Here is a 17,137-nt window from a genome sequence, read left to right on the forward strand (position 1 = left end):
GAGGATCGAACTCAGTAACGCAACACCTGGCGCAGTATCTGCCCACCGCGCTCGACGGTAAAGCGCCACCAGCGCGTATCCTGCTGGGCTACCTGCGCCAGCGTTGCGGCGGTGTCGATGCTGGTGCCGTTGACCTCGCGCACGATGTCGCCCGGCTGGAAGCCGAAATCGGCGGCCGGCGAATCACGGTTGATGTCGATCACGGTCACGCCCTTGAGATCGGTCCGCAGGCCGAGCTTCTGGGCAAGCCGCGGCGACAGTTCCGAGACCTTGGCGCCCGAGAACGGGCTGCGGCCATGCAGCGTCACTTCTGAGGCTTTCGCCCCCTCCGGCGCGCGCTCCAACGCGATATCCATGGCTGCTTTCTGGCCCTTGGTCAGGATCGCGAAATTAGCCTTGGTGCCGATCGACAGCGTCGCCATCCGATAGTCCAGCGCCTCGATGCTCTCGACGGGCTTGCCATTGATCTGCAGCACGACGTCGCCCGGCTTCAACCCTGCCTTGCCGGCGGGGCCCGTCGCGTCGACCGAAGAGACCAGCGCTCCGGTCGGCTTTTCCATGCCAAGCGATTCGGCGATCTGCGGCGTCACCGCTTCGAACTCGGCGCCGATATAGGGCCGTTCGAAGAAATCGAGGCCGGCCTTGGCGGCATCGGCGAAAGCCCGCACCATGTTGGCGGGGATCGCAAAACCGATACCGATCGAACCGCCGCTGCGGCTGTAGATGGCGGTGTTGATGCCGACCAGCTGCCCGCCCATGTTGATCAGCGCACCGCCGGAATTGCCAGGATTGATGGCGGCATCAGTCTGGATGAAATAGCCCGAATCCGAAACACCGATATGGCTGCGCGCAAGCGCGGAAACGATGCCGCTGGTGGTTGTCTGGCCGACGCCGAAAGGATTGCCGATGGCCAGCACCAGGTCGCCGACCTCGAGCGCGTCGGAATCGCCGATGGCGATCACCGGGAACGGCTTGTCGGACTCGATCTTGAGCACGGCAAGGTCGAGCGTCTCGTCCTTGAGCATCACCTTGCTGGTGAACTCGCGGCCGTCGGCGGTCGCCACCTTGACCTCGTCGGCGTCCTTGATGACGTGGAAATTGGTGACGATGACACCGCTCGGATCGACCAGCACGCCCGAGCCCAGCGAAGACTGCGCGCGCGGCTGGGCACGGCCGAAAAATTCCTCGAAGAAGGGATCGCCCTCGAAAGGTGACGTCACCTTGGCCGTCTGCGAGGCATAGACATTGACCACGGCGGGCGCCGTCTGCTTGACCAGCGGTGCAAAGGAAAGCTGGACCTCCTCGCGGCCGAACGGCACGCGCTTGTCCGGGCCTGAAGTGGCATTCTCGCCTTCAACGCCATGCAGCAGGTCGGTCAGCACATCGGAGAGCCCCGGATCGGCGGGCTTGGCAGCGTCCTCGGCCCGCGCCTGCCGGACTGCCGGTGCGGCTGCGAACACCATGAAGGCGCAGAGCAGAACAAGGGACAGTCTTTTGGCACGCATTGCGAATCCTCCAAGCGAGTTCGGGCGCATTGTCCCGACGAATGTGCAAAATGAAAGGCTAAGCCGCTGAAATCCGATTATTTTAAGCAGGAAAGCAGCTACAGCTGAGCTTGAAACCGGAAACCCCGTCTGGCCTGATGAAAAAACAACTCCTGTCATTCCGTGACTTTTTGAAGACCGGCAGATTGGGCGGGGTCTCTCCCAACATGACAATGGCTGAGATTGTCGACGTGCTCGGTATGCCTGACCATCCCGACCCGGATTACTGGACGTTCGGAAAACTCGAAATTTCCTTCGCTGGCGAGGTGCCTCGCCAGATGAACTGGTTTCAGATCGAGGAAGCCGGTTACCTCGAAGGCGAGTTGGAAACTCTCACCGATCGCTTTGCGCTTTCGCTGGATGGGTTCAGCGGAGAGACAAAACCATCGGAGTTCCTGGGGGCCGGCCTTTGGGCCGCAGGTCGGGCCAAGGTTTTCTACGCGGCTTGCGGCGATGACATCCTGCTGAACATCTGCGCCGGACTGATTCAGATGCATTTTGATGTGGATACCGATTTCATCGGTGACCAAGACGCCGAAGCCTATTTGAGCGCTTCCTCTCCGTCACAATCGATAGCGGAGATCGATTCGCGAGCCGTCCTCGACAGTATCTATTCATATCCCTACCCAAAGGCTGAAGAGGTACCGGGGGCGTTTAATTGGAATCGGTTAAGTGCAAGCCACTATCTCGTCCTGGCCGATAGGCGACAGACACCGGCAAACGAAAAAGGGGCCCGCGGGCCCCTTTAATCCACGTCTGGAAAGACGAAGCCTTATGCGGCCGCGGCTTCGTCCGTGCCTTCCGCCTCGAGGCGGGCGCGGTCGCCGGCGCCCTTGGCGTCGGTGTCGCGGTCGACGAACTCGATGACCGCCATCGCGGCATTGTCGCCGTGACGGAAGCCCGCCTTCATGATGCGCAAATAGCCGCCGTTGCGGGTGGCGTAGCGGGGGGCGATGGTGTCGAACAGGCGCTTGACGACGCCTTCATTGCCGATCTGCGCGATCACCTGGCGGCGGGCGTGCAGGTCGCCACGCTTGCCGAGCGTGACCAGCTTCTCGACGATCGGACGCAGGTCCTTTGCCTTCGGCAAGGTGGTGACGATCTGCTCGTGCTCGAGCAGCGATACCGCCAGGTTGGCGAACATCGACTTGCGGTGGCTTATGCTGCGGGCGAAGCGGCGGCCTTTGAAACCGTGGCGCATGGCTCTTTTCCTTCTTCAGTTGCTCAAGAGGCCACGGCCTCTGATGGTTTTCCGCACGACCGTCGGATCGAGCGGCTCGCGCCGCCGATCCTTGGAGTTCATGCTCAATATTGGTCTTCGTAACGTTTTGCGAGGTCTTCGATGTTTTCCGGCGGCCAGTCCGGCACTTCCATGCCGAGGTGCAGGCCCATCGCCGCGAGCACTTCCTTGATCTCGTTCAGCGACTTGCGGCCGAAGTTCGGGGTGCGCAGCATCTCGGCTTCGGTCTTCTGGATGAGATCGCCGATGTAGACGATGTTGTCGTTCTTCAGGCAGTTGGCCGAACGCACCGAAAGCTCGAGTTCGTCGACCTTCTTGAGCAACGCCGGGTTGAAGGCGAGCTCGGTGACGGCTTCCGCGGCGACTTCCTTCTGCGGCTCGTCGAAGTTGACGAACAAGCCAAGCTGATCCTGCAGGATGCGAGCGGCGAAAGCCACCGCGTCCTCGCCCGAGATCGAGCCATCGGTCTCGATGGTCATGGTCAGCTTGTCGTAGTCGAGAACCTGGCCCTCGCGGGTGTTTTCGACCTTGTAGGAGACCTTCTTGACCGGCGAATAGAGGCTGTCGACGGGGATCAGGCCAATCGGCGCGTCTTCGGCGCGGTTGCGCTCGGCCGGTACGTAGCCCTTGCCGGTGTCGACGGTGAATTCCATGCGGATTTCAGCGCCTTCGTCCAGCGTGCAGATGACGTGGTCGGGGTTGAGGATCTCGACATCGCCAACCGTCTGGATGTCGCCGGCGAGAACCGCACCCGGGCCCTGCTTGCGCACGACCATGCGCTTGGGACCATCGCCTTCCATGCGGATGGCGATTTCCTTGATGTTGAGGACGATGTCGGTCACGTCCTCGCGCACGCCGGCGATGGACGAGAATTCATGCAGTACGCCGTCGATCTGCACGGCGGTGACGGCCGCACCGCGCAGCGAAGACAGAAGCACGCGGCGCAGCGCATTGCCGAGGGTGAGGCCAAAGCCACGCTCGAGCGGCTCGGCGACGAGCGTGGTCAGCGTCTTCTTCTTCGACGAGAACTCGATCTTGTTCGGCTTGATCAGTTCTTGCCAATTTTTCTGGATCATAATGCTTTCCTTCCGTTGACCCGCCACCATCCAATCGTGGCGGGCGACCTGGAATACCGTGGAGGAACGCCTTTGTGAGCGTTCGCGCGGCGTTCGATAGTGTTAGACGCGGCGCTTCTTGCGCGGGCGGCAGCCATTGTGCGGGATCGGCGTCACGTCACGGATCGAGGTGATGGTGAAGCCGGCCGCCTGTAGGGCGCGCAGCGCCGATTCACGACCGGAGCCAGGTCCGCAGACCTCGACTTCGAGCATGCGCATGCCGTGTTCCTGGGCCTTCTTGGCAACGTCCTCGGCAGCCATCTGGGCAGCAAACGGGGTCGACTTGCGCGAACCCTTGAAGCCCTGGGCGCCGGCCGACGACCAGGCAATCGAATTGCCCTGCGCGTCGGTGATGGTGATCATCGTGTTGTTGAAGGTCGAATTGACGTGGGCAACGCCCGACGAAATGTTCTTGCGTTCGCGACGGCGAACACGTGCGGCTTCCTTGGCCATGGTAGTCCTTTCAGTTGATCTCTACACCGCCGTAATGCCAGCGGCTCCACCTTCGTAAGGGAGTAGGGGAATAGGGCAGTAAGGGAGTAGGGAAAAATGCGATCCTTTGGCGGGCATTCCCTACTGCCTTACTCCCCTACTCCCTTATTCCCCTAAAAATTACTTCTTCTTGCCGGCGATCGACTTGGCCGGGCCCTTGCGGGTACGCGCATTGGTATGGGTGCGCTGACCGCGAACCGGCAACGAGCGGCGGTGACGCAGGCCGCGGTAGCAGCCGAGATCCATCAGACGCTTGATGTTCATCGACACTTCGCGGCGCAGGTCGCCTTCCACCTGGTAATCGCGGTCGATGGTCTCACGGATCTGCAGCACTTCCGCGTCGGTCAGCTGGTTGACGCGGCGCTCGGCCGGGATGCCGACCTTGTCGACGATCTCCTGGGCGAACTTCTTGCCAATGCCGTGAATGTACTGAAGCGCGATGACGACGCGCTTGTTGGTCGGAATGTTGACGCCGGCTATACGAGCCATGTTCTTCTCTGCTCCATATGGGCCGTCCAACCCTCAAAGACAAGGCAGGTCCGGCGCTACCACATTGCCCCGCGTCCGGTGGAGGCCGGCCCTTGCGGGAGTTTCCAGTTCAAAGCGACTGCCTTGCCCTTGCGGACAAGCAAAGTGCGCATCTGACAGGAAGACGGGCCGCCATACCGCAGCGAGTCGTCTTCGTCAAGCTTAATCTTTAAATTCCCTTACCGTGCCTTGACGGCCGCCGCGAGCACCGCTTCAATCTCCGCGGTTACCGCGTCGATACTAGCCATGCCGTCCACGGTCTTGAGCTTGCCCTTGGCGTAATAGTAGCCGGTCAGCGGAGCGGTCTTCTTGTAGTATTCCCGCAGGCGCTCTTCGAACACAGCCGGATTGTCGTCCTTGCGCACCGGCTGGCCGGCGGCCTTGGCATCATCGGCGCGCTTGACGATGCGGCCTACCAGGGCCCTGTCGTCAACGACGAGTTCGACAACCGTGTCGAGGCCGATGCCACGCTCCGAAAGCATCGATTCAACCGCATCGGCCTGCACCAGCGTACGCGGGTAGCCGTCAAGGATGAATCCCCCGGCGCAGTCGGGCTGATCGATACGCTCGGCGACGATGGCATTGACGATGGCGTCGGATACCAGTTCGCCGGCATCCATCACCGCCTTGGCGCGCTTGCCGACCTCGGTACCCGCCTGGACAGCGGCACGCAGCATGTCACCCGTCGAGAGCTGGGGTATGCCGTGCTTTTCTACCAGTCTTTGTGCTTGTGTCCCCTTGCCCGCCCCTGGCGGCCCAAGCAAAATCAACCTCATCTGGCTTTCTTCCCCCCGCGCAGCTTCGACTTCTTGATCAGGCCTTCATACTGGTGCGCGATCAGGTGACCCTGAATCTGCGCAACCGTATCGAGCGTGACACTGACCACGATCAGAAGCGATGTGCCACCGAGGTAGAATGGTACGCCAGTCGCCGAGATCAGGAACTCCGGCAGCAGGCACACCAGCACCAGATAGATGGCGCCGACGACGGTGATGCGGGTGAGTACGTAATCGATGTAATCGGCGGTGCGCTCGCCCGGACGATAGCCCGGGATGAAGCCCGAATGCTTCTTGAGCTGGTCGGCGGTGTCCTTCGGATTGAAGACAATCGCAGTGTAGAAGAAGGCAAAGAACACGATCATCGCCGCATAAAACAGCATGTACAGCGGCTGGCCGTGGCCGAGCGAGGCCAGGATGGTGCTCGCCCAGGCCGGCATGTTGGTCGCCTGCGAGAAGCCGGCGACGGTGGCCGGCAGCAGAAGCAGCGACGATGCAAAGATCGGCGGGATGACGCCCGACGTGTTGAGCTTGAGCGGCAGGTGTGAGGTATCGCCCTGGAACATGCGGTTGCCGACCTGGCGCTTCGGATACTGGATCAGCAGGCGGCGCTGGGCGCGCTCGAAGAACACGATGAGCGCGATGACGACTATGGCCAGAACGATGATCGCCAGGATCAGGCCGGTCGACAGCGCGCCGGTACGGCCGAGTTCCAATGTCCCCGATATGGCGCGCGGCAGGCCCGCGACGATGCCGGAGAAGATGATCAGCGAAATGCCGTTGCCGATGCCGCGCGCGGTGATCTGCTCGCCAAGCCACATCAGGAACATGGTGCCGCCGACCAGCGTGACAACGGTCGAGAGCCGGAAGAACATGCCGGGATCATTGACGATGCCGTTGCCGTTCTCAAGGCCCACCGAAATGCCATAGGCCTGCACCAGCGCCAGCAGGACGGTGCCGTAGCGCGTGTACTGGTTGATGACCTTGCGGCCCTGCTCGCCTTCCTTCTTCAGCGCTTCCAGCGAGGGAATGACCGATGTCATCAGCTGCATGATGATGGAGGCGGAGATATAAGGCATGATGCCGAGCGCAAAGATCGCCATGCGCTGTACGGCGCCGCCGGCGAACATGTTGAACATGCCGAGCACGCCCTTGCTCTGCGAGGAGAACGCCTGGGCGAAGGCATCGGGATTGATGCCGGGAAGCGGGATGTAGGTGCCGAGGCGATAGACGAGCAACGCGCCGATGGTGAACCAGATGCGTTTCTTCAGGTCCTCCGCTTTGGCGAAGGCCGAGAAATTCAGATTCGAGGCTAGTTGTTCAGCAGCCGAAGCCATGCCTGATTCTCCGCTTGGTAACGCTTGATGGCCCTTGAGGTCAGGCGGTGCGTTTCACCGAAGCTCACGAGATAAGCTCCGGGCTGTAAACATGCAAGCGGCCGCGTTGACGCGGCCGCTAAATTGAGCAGATCAAAGCGCGATCGAAAGCAAAAACGGATGCCACTCTTGCCGACCGCGCTTCAAATTGCCGTTACTCGGCAGCTGCCTTTTCCGGCAGCTTGACCGAACCGCCGGCCTTTTCGATCTTCTCGATCGCGGCCTTGGAGGCGCCGGCGACGTCGAAGGCAAGCTTGGCCTTGAGTTCGCCATCGGACAGCACGCGCACGCCATCCTTGACGCGACGGATGACGCCGGCGGCGACAAGCGCCTCGGCCGTCACGGTTGCCTTGACGTCAAGCTTCTTGGCATCGACGGCTTCCTGGATACGGGCCAGCGAAACGACAACGAAGCTCTTGGCGAAGATGTTGTTGAAGCCACGCTTCGGCAGGCGCCGATAAAGCGGCATCTGGCCACCCTCGAAGCCGTTGACGGCAACGCCGGAGCGCGCCTTCTGGCCCTTGACGCCGCGACCGGCGGTCTTGCCGGAGCCGGAGCCGATGCCACGGCCGAGACGCTTCTTGGAATGCGTCGCGCCGTCCTTGTCACGCAGATCATTGAGTTTCATCTGGGTTCTCCTGCGCTCTGGCTCAGCCCTCGTCCACGACGCGGACGAGATGCTGGACGGCGGCGATCATGCCGCGCACGGAGGGCGTATCTTCCAGTGTGCGCTGCTTGTGCATCTTGTTGAGGCCGAGCCCGACCAGCGTCGCGCGCTGTTCCTTCGGACGGCGGATCGGCGAGCCGATCTGCTCAACGGTGATCGTCTTGGTTGCTTTCTTGGCCATGGTCAAAATCCCTGGTCAGATCGACTATTCTTCAGCCGCAACGGCGGTGCCGCGGCGGGCCTGAAGGGTCGAATACTTGATGCCGCGCGCGGCAGCCACATCCTTGGGATGCATCTGGCTCTTCAGCGCGTCGAAGGTGGCGCGAACCATGTTGTAGGGGTTTGATGACCCCATCGACTTGGCGACCACGTCATGCATGCCGAGCGTCTCGAAGACGGCGCGCATCGGGCCGCCGGCGATGATGCCGGTACCCTGCTTGGCGGCGCGCAGCAGAACGCGACCGGCGCCCCAACGTCCCTCGACGTCGTGGTGCAGCGTGCGGCCCGAGCGCAGCGGCACGAAGATCATGTCGCGTTTTGCCGATTCGGTTGCCTTGCGGATAGCTTCCGGCACTTCGCGCGCCTTGCCATGACCGAAGCCGACGCGGCCCTTCTGGTCGCCGACGACGACGAGCGCGGCGAAACCGAAGCGGCGGCCACCCTTGACGACCTTGGCGACGCGGTTGATGTGGACCAGCTTGTCCACCATGCCGTCATCGCGCTCTTCACGCTCGCGGCCGCGGCCGCCTTCCCTACGTTCCTGTGCCATATCCTGTTCCTTGTTCTTTTCCGGAAGCACGGGTTGCTGATTGCTGACGCCGCTTTTGGGTCATCAGCGGTGAATTTCTCCTTTGCATGATCTTGTCCGAAAAGTCTGCAACTTTTCGGGATCATGCATTAGAAGCTGAGACCGCCTTCGCGGGCAGCCTCGGCCAGCGCCTTGACGCGGCCGTGATAGATGTACGGGCCACGGTCGAAAACGACTTCCTTGACGCCGGCCTTGGTGGCGCGCTCTGCGATCAGCTTGCCGATCGCGGCGGCGGCGGCGGTGTCGGCGCCGGTCTTGAGCGAACCCTTGAGGTCCTTCTCGAGCGTCGAGGCGGCAGCGATGGTGTGACCCTTGGCGTCGTCGATCACCTGGACGTAGATGTTCTTCGACGTGCGGTGCACCGAGAGACGCGGGCGTTCGCCGGCAACCTTCTTGATCTGGCGGCGGACGCGTTGCGCGCGGCGCTGGATGGCTTCCTTGGTACCCATAATGTCTTCCTTGCCTTCAAAAAACGGGGCCCGCCATATGCGGTAGGCAAGGCGCCTCCCGCGACCGCTCCCCGCGGCGTTACACTTCCGTGGCTTGGCCCTCTCCGAAAAGTCTGCAACTTTTCAGGGTCAAGCCGACTACTTCTTCTTGCCTTCCTTGCGGACGATCTTCTCGCCGGCGTAACGGACGCCCTTGCCCTTGTAAGGCTCGGGACCGCGGTATTCGCGGATCTCCGCGGCGACTTGGCCGACCTGCTGCTTGTCGATGCCGGCCACGGTGATCTCGGTCGGCTTCGGCACGGTTATCGTGATGCCGGCCGGCGTCTCGTAGACGACATCATGGCTGAAGCCAAGGGCCAACTGCAGGTTCTTACCTTGCAAGGCAGCGCGATAGCCGACGCCGGTGATCTCGAGCTTCTTCTCGAAACCGTCCTTCACGCCCTGCAGGATGTTGACGATCTGCGTGCGCGACATGCCCCATTTGGAGCGGGCGGTCTTGGTCTGGTCGCGCGGCTGGACAGCGATCTCGCTGCCTTCCATCTTGACCAGCACTTCGTCGTTCACCACGAACTTCAGCTCGCCCTTGGGGCCCTTCGCCGTCACGGTCTGGCCGTTGACGGTCGCGGTCACGCCCTGCGGCAGCGAAACGGGTTTCTTTCCAATACGAGACATTTTGTTGTCCTCGTCACTTCTCTTGTTTCAGGTCTCTGTCTTCGGAACGATCCGAAGACCGGATTCCAATTTGCGGTGAGCTGCCAGATCAGAAGATCTGGCAGAGGATCTCGCCGCCGACGTTCTGCTCGCGTGCTTCGTGGTCGGCCATCACGCCCTTCGGTGTCGAAAGGATGGCGATGCCGAGGCCGTTGGCGACGTGCGGGATTGACTTGGCCGAAACGTAAACGCGGCGGCCGGGCTTCGAAACGCGGGCGATTTCGCGCACGACCGGAGCACCGTCGAAATACTTCAGCTCGATTTCGATCTCGGACTTGCCGTTGTCGAAGTCGGTCTGGCTGTAATCGCGGATATAGCCTTCAGCCTTCAGCACGTCCAGGACGCGGGTGCGCAGACGCGAGGCCGGCGTCGAAACGCTCGACTTCTTGCGGCCATAGGCGTTGCGGATGCGGGTCAGCATATCGCCGAGAGGATCGCTCAATGACATGTTATGTCCTCCTTACCAGCTCGACTTGACCAGGCCCGGGATCTGGCCGTTGTTGCCTAGATCCCGAAGCGCGATGCGCGATACTTTGAGCTTGCGATAGTAGGCACGCGGACGGCCGGTGACTTCGCAGCGGTTGCGGATGCGGATCTTGGCCGAGTTACGCGGCAGGGCAGCAAGCTTCAGCTGAGCGCGGAAGCGCTCTTCCATCGGCTTGGACTGATCCATGATGATCGCCTTCAGCGCGGCGCGCTTGGGACCGTACTGGTCGGCAAGCTTGCGGCGCCTGTTGTTCTTCTCGACTGAGCTGGTCTTTGCCATTTCAGATTTTTCCTTTTCTCGCTGCCGTTACTGGCGGAAGGGGAAGTTGAAAGCCTTGAGCAAAGCCCTGGCTTCGTCGTCCGTCTTCGCAGTCGTACAAACGATGACGTCCATGCCCCAGATCTGATCAACCTTGTCGTAGTTGATCTCCGGGAACACGATGTGCTCCTTGATGCCCATCGCGTAGTTGCCACGGCCATCGAAGCTCTTGGGGTTCAGTCCGCGGAAGTCGCGGACGCGCGGCAGCGCGATGTTCACGAGACGGTCGAGGAACTCGTACATACGTTCCTTGCGCAGCGTGACCTTGGCGCCGATCGGCATGTTCTCGCGGACCTTGAAGCCAGCGATCGAATTGCGGGCGCGGGTGACGACAGCCTTCTGGCCGGCGATCATCGCCAGGTCTTCGGCCGCGACCGAAGGCTTCTTCGAATCGGCGGTCGCTTCGCCGACACCCATGTTCAGCACGATCTTGTCGAGGCGCGGAACTTGCATGTCGTTGTCGTAGCCGAACTGCTCCTGCAGCGCCTTGCGAATGGTCTCGTTATAGACCTGCTTGAGGCGCGGCGTGTTGTTGGCAGTCGCCTGCTTGGTTTGAGCCTTAGCCATTGATGACTTCTCCCGAGCGCTTGGCGACGCGCACCTTCTTGCCGTCCTTCTGGAAGATGAAACCGACGCGGGTCGGCTTGCCATCCTTCGGGTCGGCCAGCGCGATGTTCGACAGCTGGATCGGCGCTTCCTTGGTAATGATCCCGCCCTCTTGGGACTGGGACTGCTTCTGGTGACGACGGATCATGTTGACGCCGCGCACCAGCGCGGTGTCATCCTTCGGCTGAACCGAGAGGACTTCGCCCGAACGGCCCTTGTCCTTGCCGGCCAGCACGACGACCTTGTCGCCTTTTCTAATCTTTTGCATTGGTCCGGCTCCTTACAGCACTTCAGGCGCGAGCGAGATGATCTTCATGTGGTTCTTGGCGCGAAGTTCGCGCGGAACCGGTCCGAAGATACGCGTGCCGATCGGCTCTTTCTTGTTGTCGACGAGAACGGCCGCGTTCTTGTCGAAACGGATCACGCTGCCGTCCGGGCGGCGGATGTCCTTGGCCGTGCGAACCACGACCGCCTTCATCACATCGCCCTTCTTAACGCGGCCGCGCGGAATGGCTTCCTTGATCGACACCACGATGATGTCGCCCACGGAAGCGTATTTCCGCTTCGAGCCGCCCAGCACCTTGATGCACATGACACGACGCGCGCCGGAATTATCCGCCACGTCGAGGTTTGTTTGCATCTGAATCATGACTGGCCGCCTTCTTCTTTTCTAACGGGACGGGCTCGAAGCCCCTCCCCGGTCTGTCCAAAATTCGTTGTTTACGCCCAGAGGTCAGGCTTGGTCCGAGGACACGACGATCCAGCGCTTATCCTTGGAAATCGGCTTCGATTCCTGGATGAACACCTGATCGCCGACCTTGTGGGCGTTGTTCTCGTCGTGCGCCTTGTACTTCTTGGTCATGCGCACGGTCTTCTTCATCACGGGATGCGTGAAGCGCCGTTCGACCTTGACGACAACCGTCTTCTCGTTCTTGTCGCTGACGACGGTGCCCTGCAGAATGCGCTTTGGCATGGTTTTCGTCCTTAAGCCTTCTTGGCCGCGGACTTTTCCGCAGCGATGGTCTTGATACGCGCAATGTCCTTGCGAACCTGCCTCACGCGCGCGGTCTTCTCGAGCTGGCCGGTGGCCTTCTGGAAGCGCAGGTTGAACTGCTCCTTCTTCAGGCTGGCCAGGTCGTCGGTCAGCTGGTCCTGGGTCTTGGTCCGGATGTCTTCGGCTTTCATGATCAGCCCGTCCTTATTCTGCGATGCGCTGTACGAAGCGCGTCCTGACCGAGAGCTTGGCCGCGCCGAGACGCAGCGCCTCACGGGCGGTTTCTTCATTGACGCCGTCGATCTCGAACATGATGCGGCCCGGCTTGACGCGCGCCGCCCAGTAGTCGACCGCGCCCTTGCCCTTGCCCATGCGGACTTCGGTCGGCTTCGACGTAACCGGCACGTCCGGGAAAATACGGATCCAGACGCGGCCGGCACGCTTCATTTCGCGAGTGATCGCGCGGCGAGCCGCCTCGATCTCACGTGCGGTGACGCGGTTCGGCTCAAGCGCCTTCAGCCCGAAACCACCGAAATCCAGATTGGTGCCGCCCTTTGCGGTACCATGGATACGGCCCTTGAACTGCTTGCGGAACTTTGTGCGCTTTGGCTGCAGCATCGTTCTAACTCCAAATTCCTAAATGTCTCAGGCGTTTTCGCGACGACGACCGCGTTCGCGATCACCACCACCGCCATGCGCAGCATCGCCCTCGGTCGCACGACGCTCCGAAGCCATCGGATCGTGCTCGAGGATCTCGCCCTTGAATACCCAGACCTTGACGCCGCAAATGCCGTAGGCCGTATTCGCCTCGGCCGTGCCATAGTCGACATCGGCGCGCAGCGTATGCAGCGGCACGCGACCTTCGCGGTACCATTCCATGCGCGCGATCTCGGCGCCGCCAAGACGGCCGGCGCAGTTGATGCGGATGCCTTCGGCACCGAGGCGCATCGCCGACTGCACGGCACGCTTCATGGCGCGCCGGAACGCGATGCGGCGCTCGAGCTGCTGGGCGATCGACTGGGCGACCAGGGTCGCGTCGATTTCCGGCTTGCGCACTTCGACGATGTTGAGGTGCGTCTCGGACTTCGTCATCTCCATCAGCTTCTTGCGAAGCTTCTCGATGTCGGCGCCCTTCTTGCCGATGATCAGACCCGGACGCGCCGCATGGATAGTGACGCGGCACTTCTTGTGCGGACGCTCGATCACGACCTTCGAGATCGCGGCCTGCTTGAGCTCCTTCTCAAGATACTTGCGGATCTTGATGTCCTCATGCAGCAGCTTGCCGTACTCGCCGGTGTTCGCGAACCAGCGCGAATCCCAGGTGCGGTTGATGCCGAGGCGAAGACCGATCGGATTGACTTTCTGGCCCATTATGCGGCCTCCCCTTTTTCTTCGACTTCACGGACGACGATCGTGAGGTGCGAGAACGGCTTCTCGATGCGGCTGGCGCGACCACGGCCACGAGCGTGGAACCGCTTCATGACGATCGACTTGCCGACATAGGCTTCCGCCACCACCAGCGCATCGACATCGAGGTCATGGTTGTTTTCCGCGTTGGCGATTGCCGATTCCAGCGTCTTCTTGACCGTGCCGGAAATCCGCTTGGCCGAGAATTCGAGATCGGAAAGCGCTGTCGCGACCTTCTTGCCGCGGATCAGCGCGGCAACCAGGTTCAGCTTCTGCGGGCTGATACGGATCGTGCGCAACACGGCGCGCGCTTCGTTGTCAGCAAGCCTGCGCGGAGCTTTGGCCTTGCCCATGATTATTTCCTCTTCGCCTTCTTATCCGCGCCGTGACCGTAATAGGTCCGGGTCGGAGCGAATTCACCGAACTTATGACCGACCATGTCCTCGTTCACCGCGACGGGAACATGCTTCTGGCCGTTGTAGACACCGAAGGTGAAGCCGACGAACTGCGGCAGGATGGTGGAGCGACGGCTCCACATCTTGATCACCTCATTGCGACCACCTTCACGAACCTTATCCACCTTCTTGAGAAGGTAGCCGTCGATGAAGGGGCCTTTCCAAATAGAACGAGTCACTTGGCGTTACCTCTTCTTAGCTCTTGCGCTGATGGCGCGAGCGCAGGATGAACTTGTCGGTCGCCTTGTTGGACCGCGTCTTCTTGCCCTTGGTCGGCTTGCCCCACGGGCTGACCGGATGACGGCCACCGGAGGTGCGGCCTTCGCCGCCGCCGTGCGGATGGTCGACCGGGTTCATGGTCACGCCGCGATTGTGCGGACGTTTGCCACGCCAAACGGTGCGGCCGGCCTTGCCGTCGTTGATGTTGCCATGGTCCGGATTGGACACGGCGCCGACGGTGGCCATGCAGGAGCCGTGAACGACACGCTGCTCGCCCGAGTTGAGGCGCAGGATCGCCATGCCCTGGTCGCGACCAACCAGCTGGCCGTAGCCACCGGCCGAGCGTGCAACCTGGGCGCCCTTGCCCGGCTTCAGCTCGATGTTGTGGACGATGGTGCCGACCGGCATCGAAGCCAGCGGCATCGCGTTGCCCGGCTTCACGTCAACCGCTTCACCAGCCACGATCTTGTCGCCGGGAGCCAGACGCTGCGGGGCGATGATGTAGGACAGCTCGCCATCGTCATACTTGATCAGCGCGATGAAGGCGGTGCGGTTCGGATCGTATTCAATGCGCTCGACCGTGCCGACGACGTCGAACTTGCGACGCTTGAAGTCGATGATGCGGTACGAACGCTTGTGACCGCCGCCGATGAAGCGGGCCGTGATGCGGCCGTAGTTGTTGCGGCCGCCCGACTTGGTCAGGCCTTCGGTCAAGCCCTTGACGGGCTTGCCCTTGTAGAGGCCCGAGCGGTCGACGATGACCAGCTGGCGGGTGCTCGGCGTTATCGGGTTGAATTTCTTAAGTGCCATTGTCCTGTCCTCGCGGCCTTGCTCAGAGACCCGTCGCGACGTCGATCGACTGGCCGTCGGCCAGCGTCACGATCGCCTTCTTGACGTCGCTCTGGCGGCCGATCGTGCCGCGGAAGCGCTTGATCTTGCCCTTGCGGACAAGCGTGTTCACGGCCATCACCTTGACGCCGAACAGCGCTTCGACGGCGGCCTTGATTTCTGGCTTCGACGCCTTCTTGGCGACGTTGAAGACGACCTGGTTCTGCTCGGAGGCCATGGTCGACTTTTCGGTGATCGCCGGCGAGACGATCACGTCGTAGTGACGAAGGTCGGTCATTTAAAGCGCTCCTCGAGAGCCTCGACGGCGGCCTTCGAAAGGACCAGCGTGCCGCGGCGCAGAATGTCGTAGACGTTGATGCCCTGGATGGGCAGCACGTCGATGTTGGGGATGTTGGTGGCCGCCAGCTTGAAGTTCTTGTCGAGCTCGGCGCCGCCGATCACCAGGGCGTTGGTCAGGCCCAGCGTCGCGAAATTCGCGATCAGCGCCTTCGTCTTGGCCTCGGTCAGCTTCAGCTCGTCGATGACGATGATCGACGCGCTCTTGGCCTTGGCCGAGAGAGCATGCTTGAGGCCAAGCGCACGAACCTTCTTGGGCAGTTCATGCTCATGGCTGCGAACGACCGGGCCGTGGGCCTTGCCGCCGCCGCGGAACTGCGGAGCGCGTGCCGAGTGGTGACGGGCGCGGCCCGTACCCTTCTGCTTGTACATCTTGGCGCCGGTACGCGCGATTTCGGCGCGGCCCTTGGCCTTGTGCGTGCCCTGCTGCTTCTTGGCAAGCTGCCAGCGCACGACGCGCTGCAGGATGTCCTCGCGAGGATCAAGGCCGAAAATTCCGTCGGAAAGTTCCACCTTGCCGGCGTCTTTACCGCCGAGCGTTGTGATCTTGAGATCCATTATTCCGCTCCCTCTGTGGCCGGAGCCTCGTTCTTCGCAGCTGCCGCAACAGCGCGGATCGCGGCGGGCTTCGGCGCATTGGCCGGCAGCGCCACCTTGGCCGCGTCGCGGACCAGGATCCAGGCGCCCTTCGATCCGGGAACCGCACCGCGGATCAGGATCAGGCCGCGGTCGGCGTCGGTCGAGACGATCTCGACATTCTGCGTGGTGACGCGGGTGTCACCCATGTGACCAGCCATATGCTTGCCCTTGAACACCTTGCCCGGGTCCTGGCGCTGGCCAGTCGAACCGTGAGTACGGTGCGAGACCGAGTTACCGTGCGTCGCACGGCCACCACCCATGTGGTGGCGCTTGATGACGCCCTGGAAACCCTTGCCGATCGTCGTGCCCGTCACATCGACCTTCTGGCCGGCGACAAAGTGCTCGACGGTGATCTCGGCGCCAACATCGATCATGTTGTCGGCGGAGACGCGGAACTCGGCTACCTTCGCCTTCGGCTCGACGGAAGCGGTAGCGAAATGACCGCGCATCGCCTTCGACGTGTTCTTCACCTTGGCGAGGCCAACGCCGAGCTGAACGGCGGTGTAGCCATTCTTCTCCTGCGTGCGCTGTGCCACGACCTGGCAGTTCTCCATCTGGAGAACGGTGACGGGAACATGTTCCCCGGCATCATTATAGATGCGGGTCATTCCCACCTTCTTTGCAATCACACCTGAACGCATCGGTTCAATTCCTTTAGAGTTCCGGGCCAGGGGCACCGCCCCTTACCGCGCTCTCATTCCCTTAGAGCTTGATCTCGACGTCGACGCCGGCGGCCAGATCGAGCTTCATCAAAGCATCGACGGTCTGCGGGGTCGGATCGACGATGTCGAGCAGACGCTTGTGCGTGCGCATCTCGAACTGCTCGCGGCTCTTCTTGTCGACGTGAGGCGACCGGTTGACCGTGAACTTTTCGATCCGCGTCGGCAGCGGAATGGGGCCGCGGACGTTTGCACCAGTGCGCTTGGCCGTCGACACGATTTCCTTCGTCGAGGCGTCGAGCACGCGGTGATCAAACGCCTTCAGGCGGATGCGGATATTCTGTCCGTTCATGCGTCACTTCCTTGTTCTGGCGCGGCGCGGGCAACTCCGGCGCCCGCGACAGATCGGTTTAAGTCCAAATTACTCTTTGATGGTGACGACGATGCCGGCACCGACGGTGC

Annotated in this window: 29 protein-coding genes; 1 reads left to right on the forward strand and 28 read right to left on the reverse strand. The window is 61.8% G+C overall.

Annotated features, from left to right (window positions below; all coding sequences use genetic code 11):
• Positions 1-11: 11 nt before the first annotated feature.
• Entirely contained in the window at positions 12-1,505 is a 1,494-nt protein-coding gene (locus C7I87_RS29820) for a DegQ family serine endoprotease (protein WP_149907588.1), read from the reverse strand.
• Positions 1,506-1,642: 137 nt separating this feature from the next.
• Between C7I87_RS29820 and C7I87_RS29825 the strand changes: the two genes are divergently transcribed.
• A complete protein-coding gene (locus C7I87_RS29825) occupies positions 1,643-2,293 on the forward strand; it encodes a hypothetical protein (protein ID WP_149907589.1) in 651 nt (216 codons plus the stop codon).
• A 23-nt stretch (positions 2,294-2,316) separates the two neighbouring features.
• Here C7I87_RS29825 and rplQ read toward each other — a convergent pair whose 3' ends face one another.
• The 27 genes from rplQ to rpsJ all read right to left on the reverse strand — a co-directional run bounded on the left by rplQ (position 2,317) and on the right by rpsJ (position 17,027).
• On the reverse strand, positions 2,317-2,745 hold the full coding sequence (gene rplQ, locus C7I87_RS29830; protein WP_127279754.1) for a 50S ribosomal protein L17: 429 nt from the start codon (positions 2,743-2,745) through the stop codon (positions 2,317-2,319).
• A 104-nt stretch (positions 2,746-2,849) separates the two neighbouring features.
• The gene (locus C7I87_RS29835; RefSeq protein WP_006205443.1) at positions 2,850-3,860 is read right to left on the reverse strand and encodes a DNA-directed RNA polymerase subunit alpha; all 1,011 of its coding nucleotides are present in this window, start codon (positions 3,858-3,860) and stop codon (positions 2,850-2,852) included.
• A 102-nt stretch (positions 3,861-3,962) separates the two neighbouring features.
• A complete protein-coding gene (rpsK, locus tag C7I87_RS29840; protein ID WP_006205444.1) occupies positions 3,963-4,352 on the reverse strand; it encodes a 30S ribosomal protein S11 in 390 nt (129 codons plus the stop codon).
• Positions 4,353-4,511: 159 nt separating this feature from the next.
• A complete protein-coding gene (rpsM, locus tag C7I87_RS29845; protein ID WP_006205445.1) occupies positions 4,512-4,880 on the reverse strand; it encodes a 30S ribosomal protein S13 in 369 nt (122 codons plus the stop codon).
• 218 nt (positions 4,881-5,098) lie between these two features.
• Positions 5,099-5,695: an adenylate kinase gene (locus C7I87_RS29850; protein WP_149907590.1), complete on the reverse strand. Its 597-nt coding sequence runs from the start codon at positions 5,693-5,695 to the stop codon at positions 5,099-5,101.
• Positions 5,692-7,032, reverse strand: coding sequence for a preprotein translocase subunit SecY (secY, locus tag C7I87_RS29855; protein ID WP_149907591.1), 1,341 nt, complete (start codon positions 7,030-7,032; stop codon positions 5,692-5,694). Before secY ends, C7I87_RS29850 begins: the two co-directional genes overlap by 4 nt.
• A gap of 193 nt (positions 7,033-7,225) precedes the next feature.
• Entirely contained in the window at positions 7,226-7,699 is a 474-nt protein-coding gene (rplO, locus tag C7I87_RS29860) for a 50S ribosomal protein L15 (RefSeq protein ID WP_140758598.1), read from the reverse strand.
• Between the two features lie 22 nt (positions 7,700-7,721).
• Positions 7,722-7,919 (reverse strand): 50S ribosomal protein L30, encoded by a 198-nt coding sequence (rpmD, locus tag C7I87_RS29865; protein WP_006205449.1) that lies wholly within the window; start codon positions 7,917-7,919, stop codon positions 7,722-7,724.
• Positions 7,920-7,943: 24 nt separating this feature from the next.
• The gene (gene rpsE / locus C7I87_RS29870; protein ID WP_032933400.1) at positions 7,944-8,507 is read right to left on the reverse strand and encodes a 30S ribosomal protein S5; all 564 of its coding nucleotides are present in this window, start codon (positions 8,505-8,507) and stop codon (positions 7,944-7,946) included.
• A 128-nt stretch (positions 8,508-8,635) separates the two neighbouring features.
• The gene (gene rplR / locus C7I87_RS29875; RefSeq protein WP_149907592.1) at positions 8,636-8,995 is read right to left on the reverse strand and encodes a 50S ribosomal protein L18; all 360 of its coding nucleotides are present in this window, start codon (positions 8,993-8,995) and stop codon (positions 8,636-8,638) included.
• A 138-nt stretch (positions 8,996-9,133) separates the two neighbouring features.
• Positions 9,134-9,667 carry a 50S ribosomal protein L6 gene (rplF, locus tag C7I87_RS29880; protein ID WP_013895694.1) on the reverse strand — a complete coding sequence of 178 codons (534 nt, stop codon included), beginning with the start codon at positions 9,665-9,667 and terminating at the stop codon, positions 9,134-9,136.
• Between the two features lie 88 nt (positions 9,668-9,755).
• The gene (gene rpsH, locus C7I87_RS29885; RefSeq protein WP_006205453.1) at positions 9,756-10,154 is read right to left on the reverse strand and encodes a 30S ribosomal protein S8; all 399 of its coding nucleotides are present in this window, start codon (positions 10,152-10,154) and stop codon (positions 9,756-9,758) included.
• 12 nt (positions 10,155-10,166) lie between these two features.
• Positions 10,167-10,472 carry a 30S ribosomal protein S14 gene (gene rpsN, locus C7I87_RS29890; RefSeq protein ID WP_010909282.1) on the reverse strand — a complete coding sequence of 102 codons (306 nt, stop codon included), beginning with the start codon at positions 10,470-10,472 and terminating at the stop codon, positions 10,167-10,169.
• A gap of 27 nt (positions 10,473-10,499) precedes the next feature.
• Positions 10,500-11,078 carry a 50S ribosomal protein L5 gene (gene rplE / locus C7I87_RS29895; protein WP_127278265.1) on the reverse strand — a complete coding sequence of 193 codons (579 nt, stop codon included), beginning with the start codon at positions 11,076-11,078 and terminating at the stop codon, positions 10,500-10,502.
• On the reverse strand, positions 11,071-11,385 hold the full coding sequence (gene rplX, locus C7I87_RS29900) for a 50S ribosomal protein L24 (protein ID WP_006205456.1): 315 nt from the start codon (positions 11,383-11,385) through the stop codon (positions 11,071-11,073). Before rplX ends, rplE begins: the two co-directional genes overlap by 8 nt.
• 12 nt (positions 11,386-11,397) lie before the next feature.
• A complete protein-coding gene (gene rplN, locus C7I87_RS29905; RefSeq protein WP_006205457.1) occupies positions 11,398-11,766 on the reverse strand; it encodes a 50S ribosomal protein L14 in 369 nt (122 codons plus the stop codon).
• Positions 11,767-11,850: 84 nt separating this feature from the next.
• The gene (gene rpsQ / locus C7I87_RS29910) at positions 11,851-12,090 is read right to left on the reverse strand and encodes a 30S ribosomal protein S17 (protein ID WP_010909280.1); all 240 of its coding nucleotides are present in this window, start codon (positions 12,088-12,090) and stop codon (positions 11,851-11,853) included.
• Positions 12,091-12,101: 11 nt separating this feature from the next.
• Positions 12,102-12,302: a 50S ribosomal protein L29 gene (gene rpmC / locus C7I87_RS29915; protein ID WP_006205459.1), complete on the reverse strand. Its 201-nt coding sequence runs from the start codon at positions 12,300-12,302 to the stop codon at positions 12,102-12,104.
• Between the two features lie 13 nt (positions 12,303-12,315).
• Positions 12,316-12,729 carry a 50S ribosomal protein L16 gene (rplP, locus tag C7I87_RS29920; protein WP_006205460.1) on the reverse strand — a complete coding sequence of 138 codons (414 nt, stop codon included), beginning with the start codon at positions 12,727-12,729 and terminating at the stop codon, positions 12,316-12,318.
• Between the two features lie 27 nt (positions 12,730-12,756).
• The gene (rpsC, locus tag C7I87_RS29925; protein ID WP_013895697.1) at positions 12,757-13,482 is read right to left on the reverse strand and encodes a 30S ribosomal protein S3; all 726 of its coding nucleotides are present in this window, start codon (positions 13,480-13,482) and stop codon (positions 12,757-12,759) included.
• Positions 13,482-13,871 carry a 50S ribosomal protein L22 gene (gene rplV / locus C7I87_RS29930; protein WP_010909277.1) on the reverse strand — a complete coding sequence of 130 codons (390 nt, stop codon included), beginning with the start codon at positions 13,869-13,871 and terminating at the stop codon, positions 13,482-13,484. Before rplV ends, rpsC begins: the two co-directional genes overlap by 1 nt.
• 2 nt (positions 13,872-13,873) lie before the next feature.
• Positions 13,874-14,152, reverse strand: a complete 279-nt coding sequence (rpsS, locus tag C7I87_RS29935; RefSeq protein ID WP_027044977.1) for a 30S ribosomal protein S19 — start codon at positions 14,150-14,152, stop codon at positions 13,874-13,876.
• Positions 14,153-14,168: 16 nt separating this feature from the next.
• Entirely contained in the window at positions 14,169-15,002 is an 834-nt protein-coding gene (gene rplB, locus C7I87_RS29940) for a 50S ribosomal protein L2 (protein ID WP_127278266.1), read from the reverse strand.
• Positions 15,003-15,024: 22 nt separating this feature from the next.
• Complete coding sequence (locus C7I87_RS29945; RefSeq protein WP_010909275.1) at positions 15,025-15,318, reverse strand: 50S ribosomal protein L23; 294 nt, start codon at positions 15,316-15,318, stop codon at positions 15,025-15,027.
• Positions 15,315-15,935 (reverse strand): 50S ribosomal protein L4, encoded by a 621-nt coding sequence (gene rplD, locus C7I87_RS29950; RefSeq protein WP_027145573.1) that lies wholly within the window; start codon positions 15,933-15,935, stop codon positions 15,315-15,317. Before rplD ends, C7I87_RS29945 begins: the two co-directional genes overlap by 4 nt.
• The gene (rplC, locus tag C7I87_RS29955) at positions 15,935-16,657 is read right to left on the reverse strand and encodes a 50S ribosomal protein L3 (protein ID WP_023757978.1); all 723 of its coding nucleotides are present in this window, start codon (positions 16,655-16,657) and stop codon (positions 15,935-15,937) included. The genes rplD and rplC overlap by 1 nt, the downstream gene beginning before the upstream one ends.
• A gap of 61 nt (positions 16,658-16,718) precedes the next feature.
• Complete coding sequence (rpsJ, locus tag C7I87_RS29960; RefSeq protein WP_010909272.1) at positions 16,719-17,027, reverse strand: 30S ribosomal protein S10; 309 nt, start codon at positions 17,025-17,027, stop codon at positions 16,719-16,721.
• Positions 17,028-17,137 lie beyond the last annotated feature (110 nt).

The sequence above is a fragment of the Mesorhizobium sp. SARCC-RB16n genome, from assembly GCF_008520305.1.
Lineage (GTDB): Bacteria > Pseudomonadota > Alphaproteobacteria > Rhizobiales > Rhizobiaceae > Mesorhizobium.

Coding starts and splice junctions, on each gene's coding strand:
- rplF (WP_013895694.1), bottom strand. CDS start 9,667: ATGTCTCGTATTGGAAAGAAACCCGTTTCGCTGCCGCAGGGCGTGACC.
- rpsC (WP_013895697.1), bottom strand. CDS start 13,482: ATGGGCCAGAAAGTCAATCCGATCGGTCTTCGCCTCGGCATCAACCGC.
- rpsN (WP_010909282.1), bottom strand. CDS start 10,472: ATGGCAAAGACCAGCTCAGTCGAGAAGAACAACAGGCGCCGCAAGCTT.
- rpsK (WP_006205444.1), bottom strand. CDS start 4,352: ATGGCCAAGGAAGCCGCACGTGTTCGCCGTCGCGAACGCAAGAACATT.
- rplQ (WP_127279754.1), bottom strand. CDS start 2,745: ATGCGCCACGGTTTCAAAGGCCGCCGCTTCGCCCGCAGCATAAGCCAC.
- rpsM (WP_006205445.1), bottom strand. CDS start 4,880: ATGGCTCGTATAGCCGGCGTCAACATTCCGACCAACAAGCGCGTCGTC.
- secY (WP_149907591.1), bottom strand. CDS start 7,032: ATGGCTTCGGCTGCTGAACAACTAGCCTCGAATCTGAATTTCTCGGCC.
- C7I87_RS29945 (WP_010909275.1), bottom strand. CDS start 15,318: ATGACCGACCTTCGTCACTACGACGTGATCGTCTCGCCGGCGATCACC.
- rpmD (WP_006205449.1), bottom strand. CDS start 7,919: ATGGCCAAGAAAGCAACCAAGACGATCACCGTTGAGCAGATCGGCTCG.
- rplD (WP_027145573.1), bottom strand. CDS start 15,935: ATGGATCTCAAGATCACAACGCTCGGCGGTAAAGACGCCGGCAAGGTG.
- rplO (WP_140758598.1), bottom strand. CDS start 7,699: ATGAAACTCAATGATCTGCGTGACAAGGACGGCGCGACGCATTCCAAG.
- rplC (WP_023757978.1), bottom strand. CDS start 16,657: ATGCGTTCAGGTGTGATTGCAAAGAAGGTGGGAATGACCCGCATCTAT.
- rpsH (WP_006205453.1), bottom strand. CDS start 10,154: ATGTCATTGAGCGATCCTCTCGGCGATATGCTGACCCGCATCCGCAAC.
- rplP (WP_006205460.1), bottom strand. CDS start 12,729: ATGCTGCAGCCAAAGCGCACAAAGTTCCGCAAGCAGTTCAAGGGCCGT.
- rplB (WP_127278266.1), bottom strand. CDS start 15,002: ATGGCACTTAAGAAATTCAACCCGATAACGCCGAGCACCCGCCAGCTG.
- C7I87_RS29850 (WP_149907590.1), bottom strand. CDS start 5,695: ATGAGGTTGATTTTGCTTGGGCCGCCAGGGGCGGGCAAGGGGACACAA.
- rpsQ (WP_010909280.1), bottom strand. CDS start 12,090: ATGCCAAAGCGCATTCTGCAGGGCACCGTCGTCAGCGACAAGAACGAG.
- C7I87_RS29820 (WP_149907588.1), bottom strand. CDS start 1,505: ATGCGTGCCAAAAGACTGTCCCTTGTTCTGCTCTGCGCCTTCATGGTG.
- rplE (WP_127278265.1), bottom strand. CDS start 11,078: ATGGCTAAGGCTCAAACCAAGCAGGCGACTGCCAACAACACGCCGCGC.
- rplX (WP_006205456.1), bottom strand. CDS start 11,385: ATGCAAAAGATTAGAAAAGGCGACAAGGTCGTCGTGCTGGCCGGCAAG.
- rpsE (WP_032933400.1), bottom strand. CDS start 8,507: ATGGCACAGGAACGTAGGGAAGGCGGCCGCGGCCGCGAGCGTGAAGAG.
- C7I87_RS29825 (WP_149907589.1), top strand. CDS start 1,643: ATGAAAAAACAACTCCTGTCATTCCGTGACTTTTTGAAGACCGGCAGA.
- rplN (WP_006205457.1), bottom strand. CDS start 11,766: ATGATTCAGATGCAAACAAACCTCGACGTGGCGGATAATTCCGGCGCG.
- rpsJ (WP_010909272.1), bottom strand. CDS start 17,027: ATGAACGGACAGAATATCCGCATCCGCCTGAAGGCGTTTGATCACCGC.
- C7I87_RS29835 (WP_006205443.1), bottom strand. CDS start 3,860: ATGATCCAGAAAAATTGGCAAGAACTGATCAAGCCGAACAAGATCGAG.
- rplV (WP_010909277.1), bottom strand. CDS start 13,871: ATGGGCAAGGCCAAAGCTCCGCGCAGGCTTGCTGACAACGAAGCGCGC.
- rpmC (WP_006205459.1), bottom strand. CDS start 12,302: ATGAAAGCCGAAGACATCCGGACCAAGACCCAGGACCAGCTGACCGAC.
- rplR (WP_149907592.1), bottom strand. CDS start 8,995: ATGGGTACCAAGGAAGCCATCCAGCGCCGCGCGCAACGCGTCCGCCGC.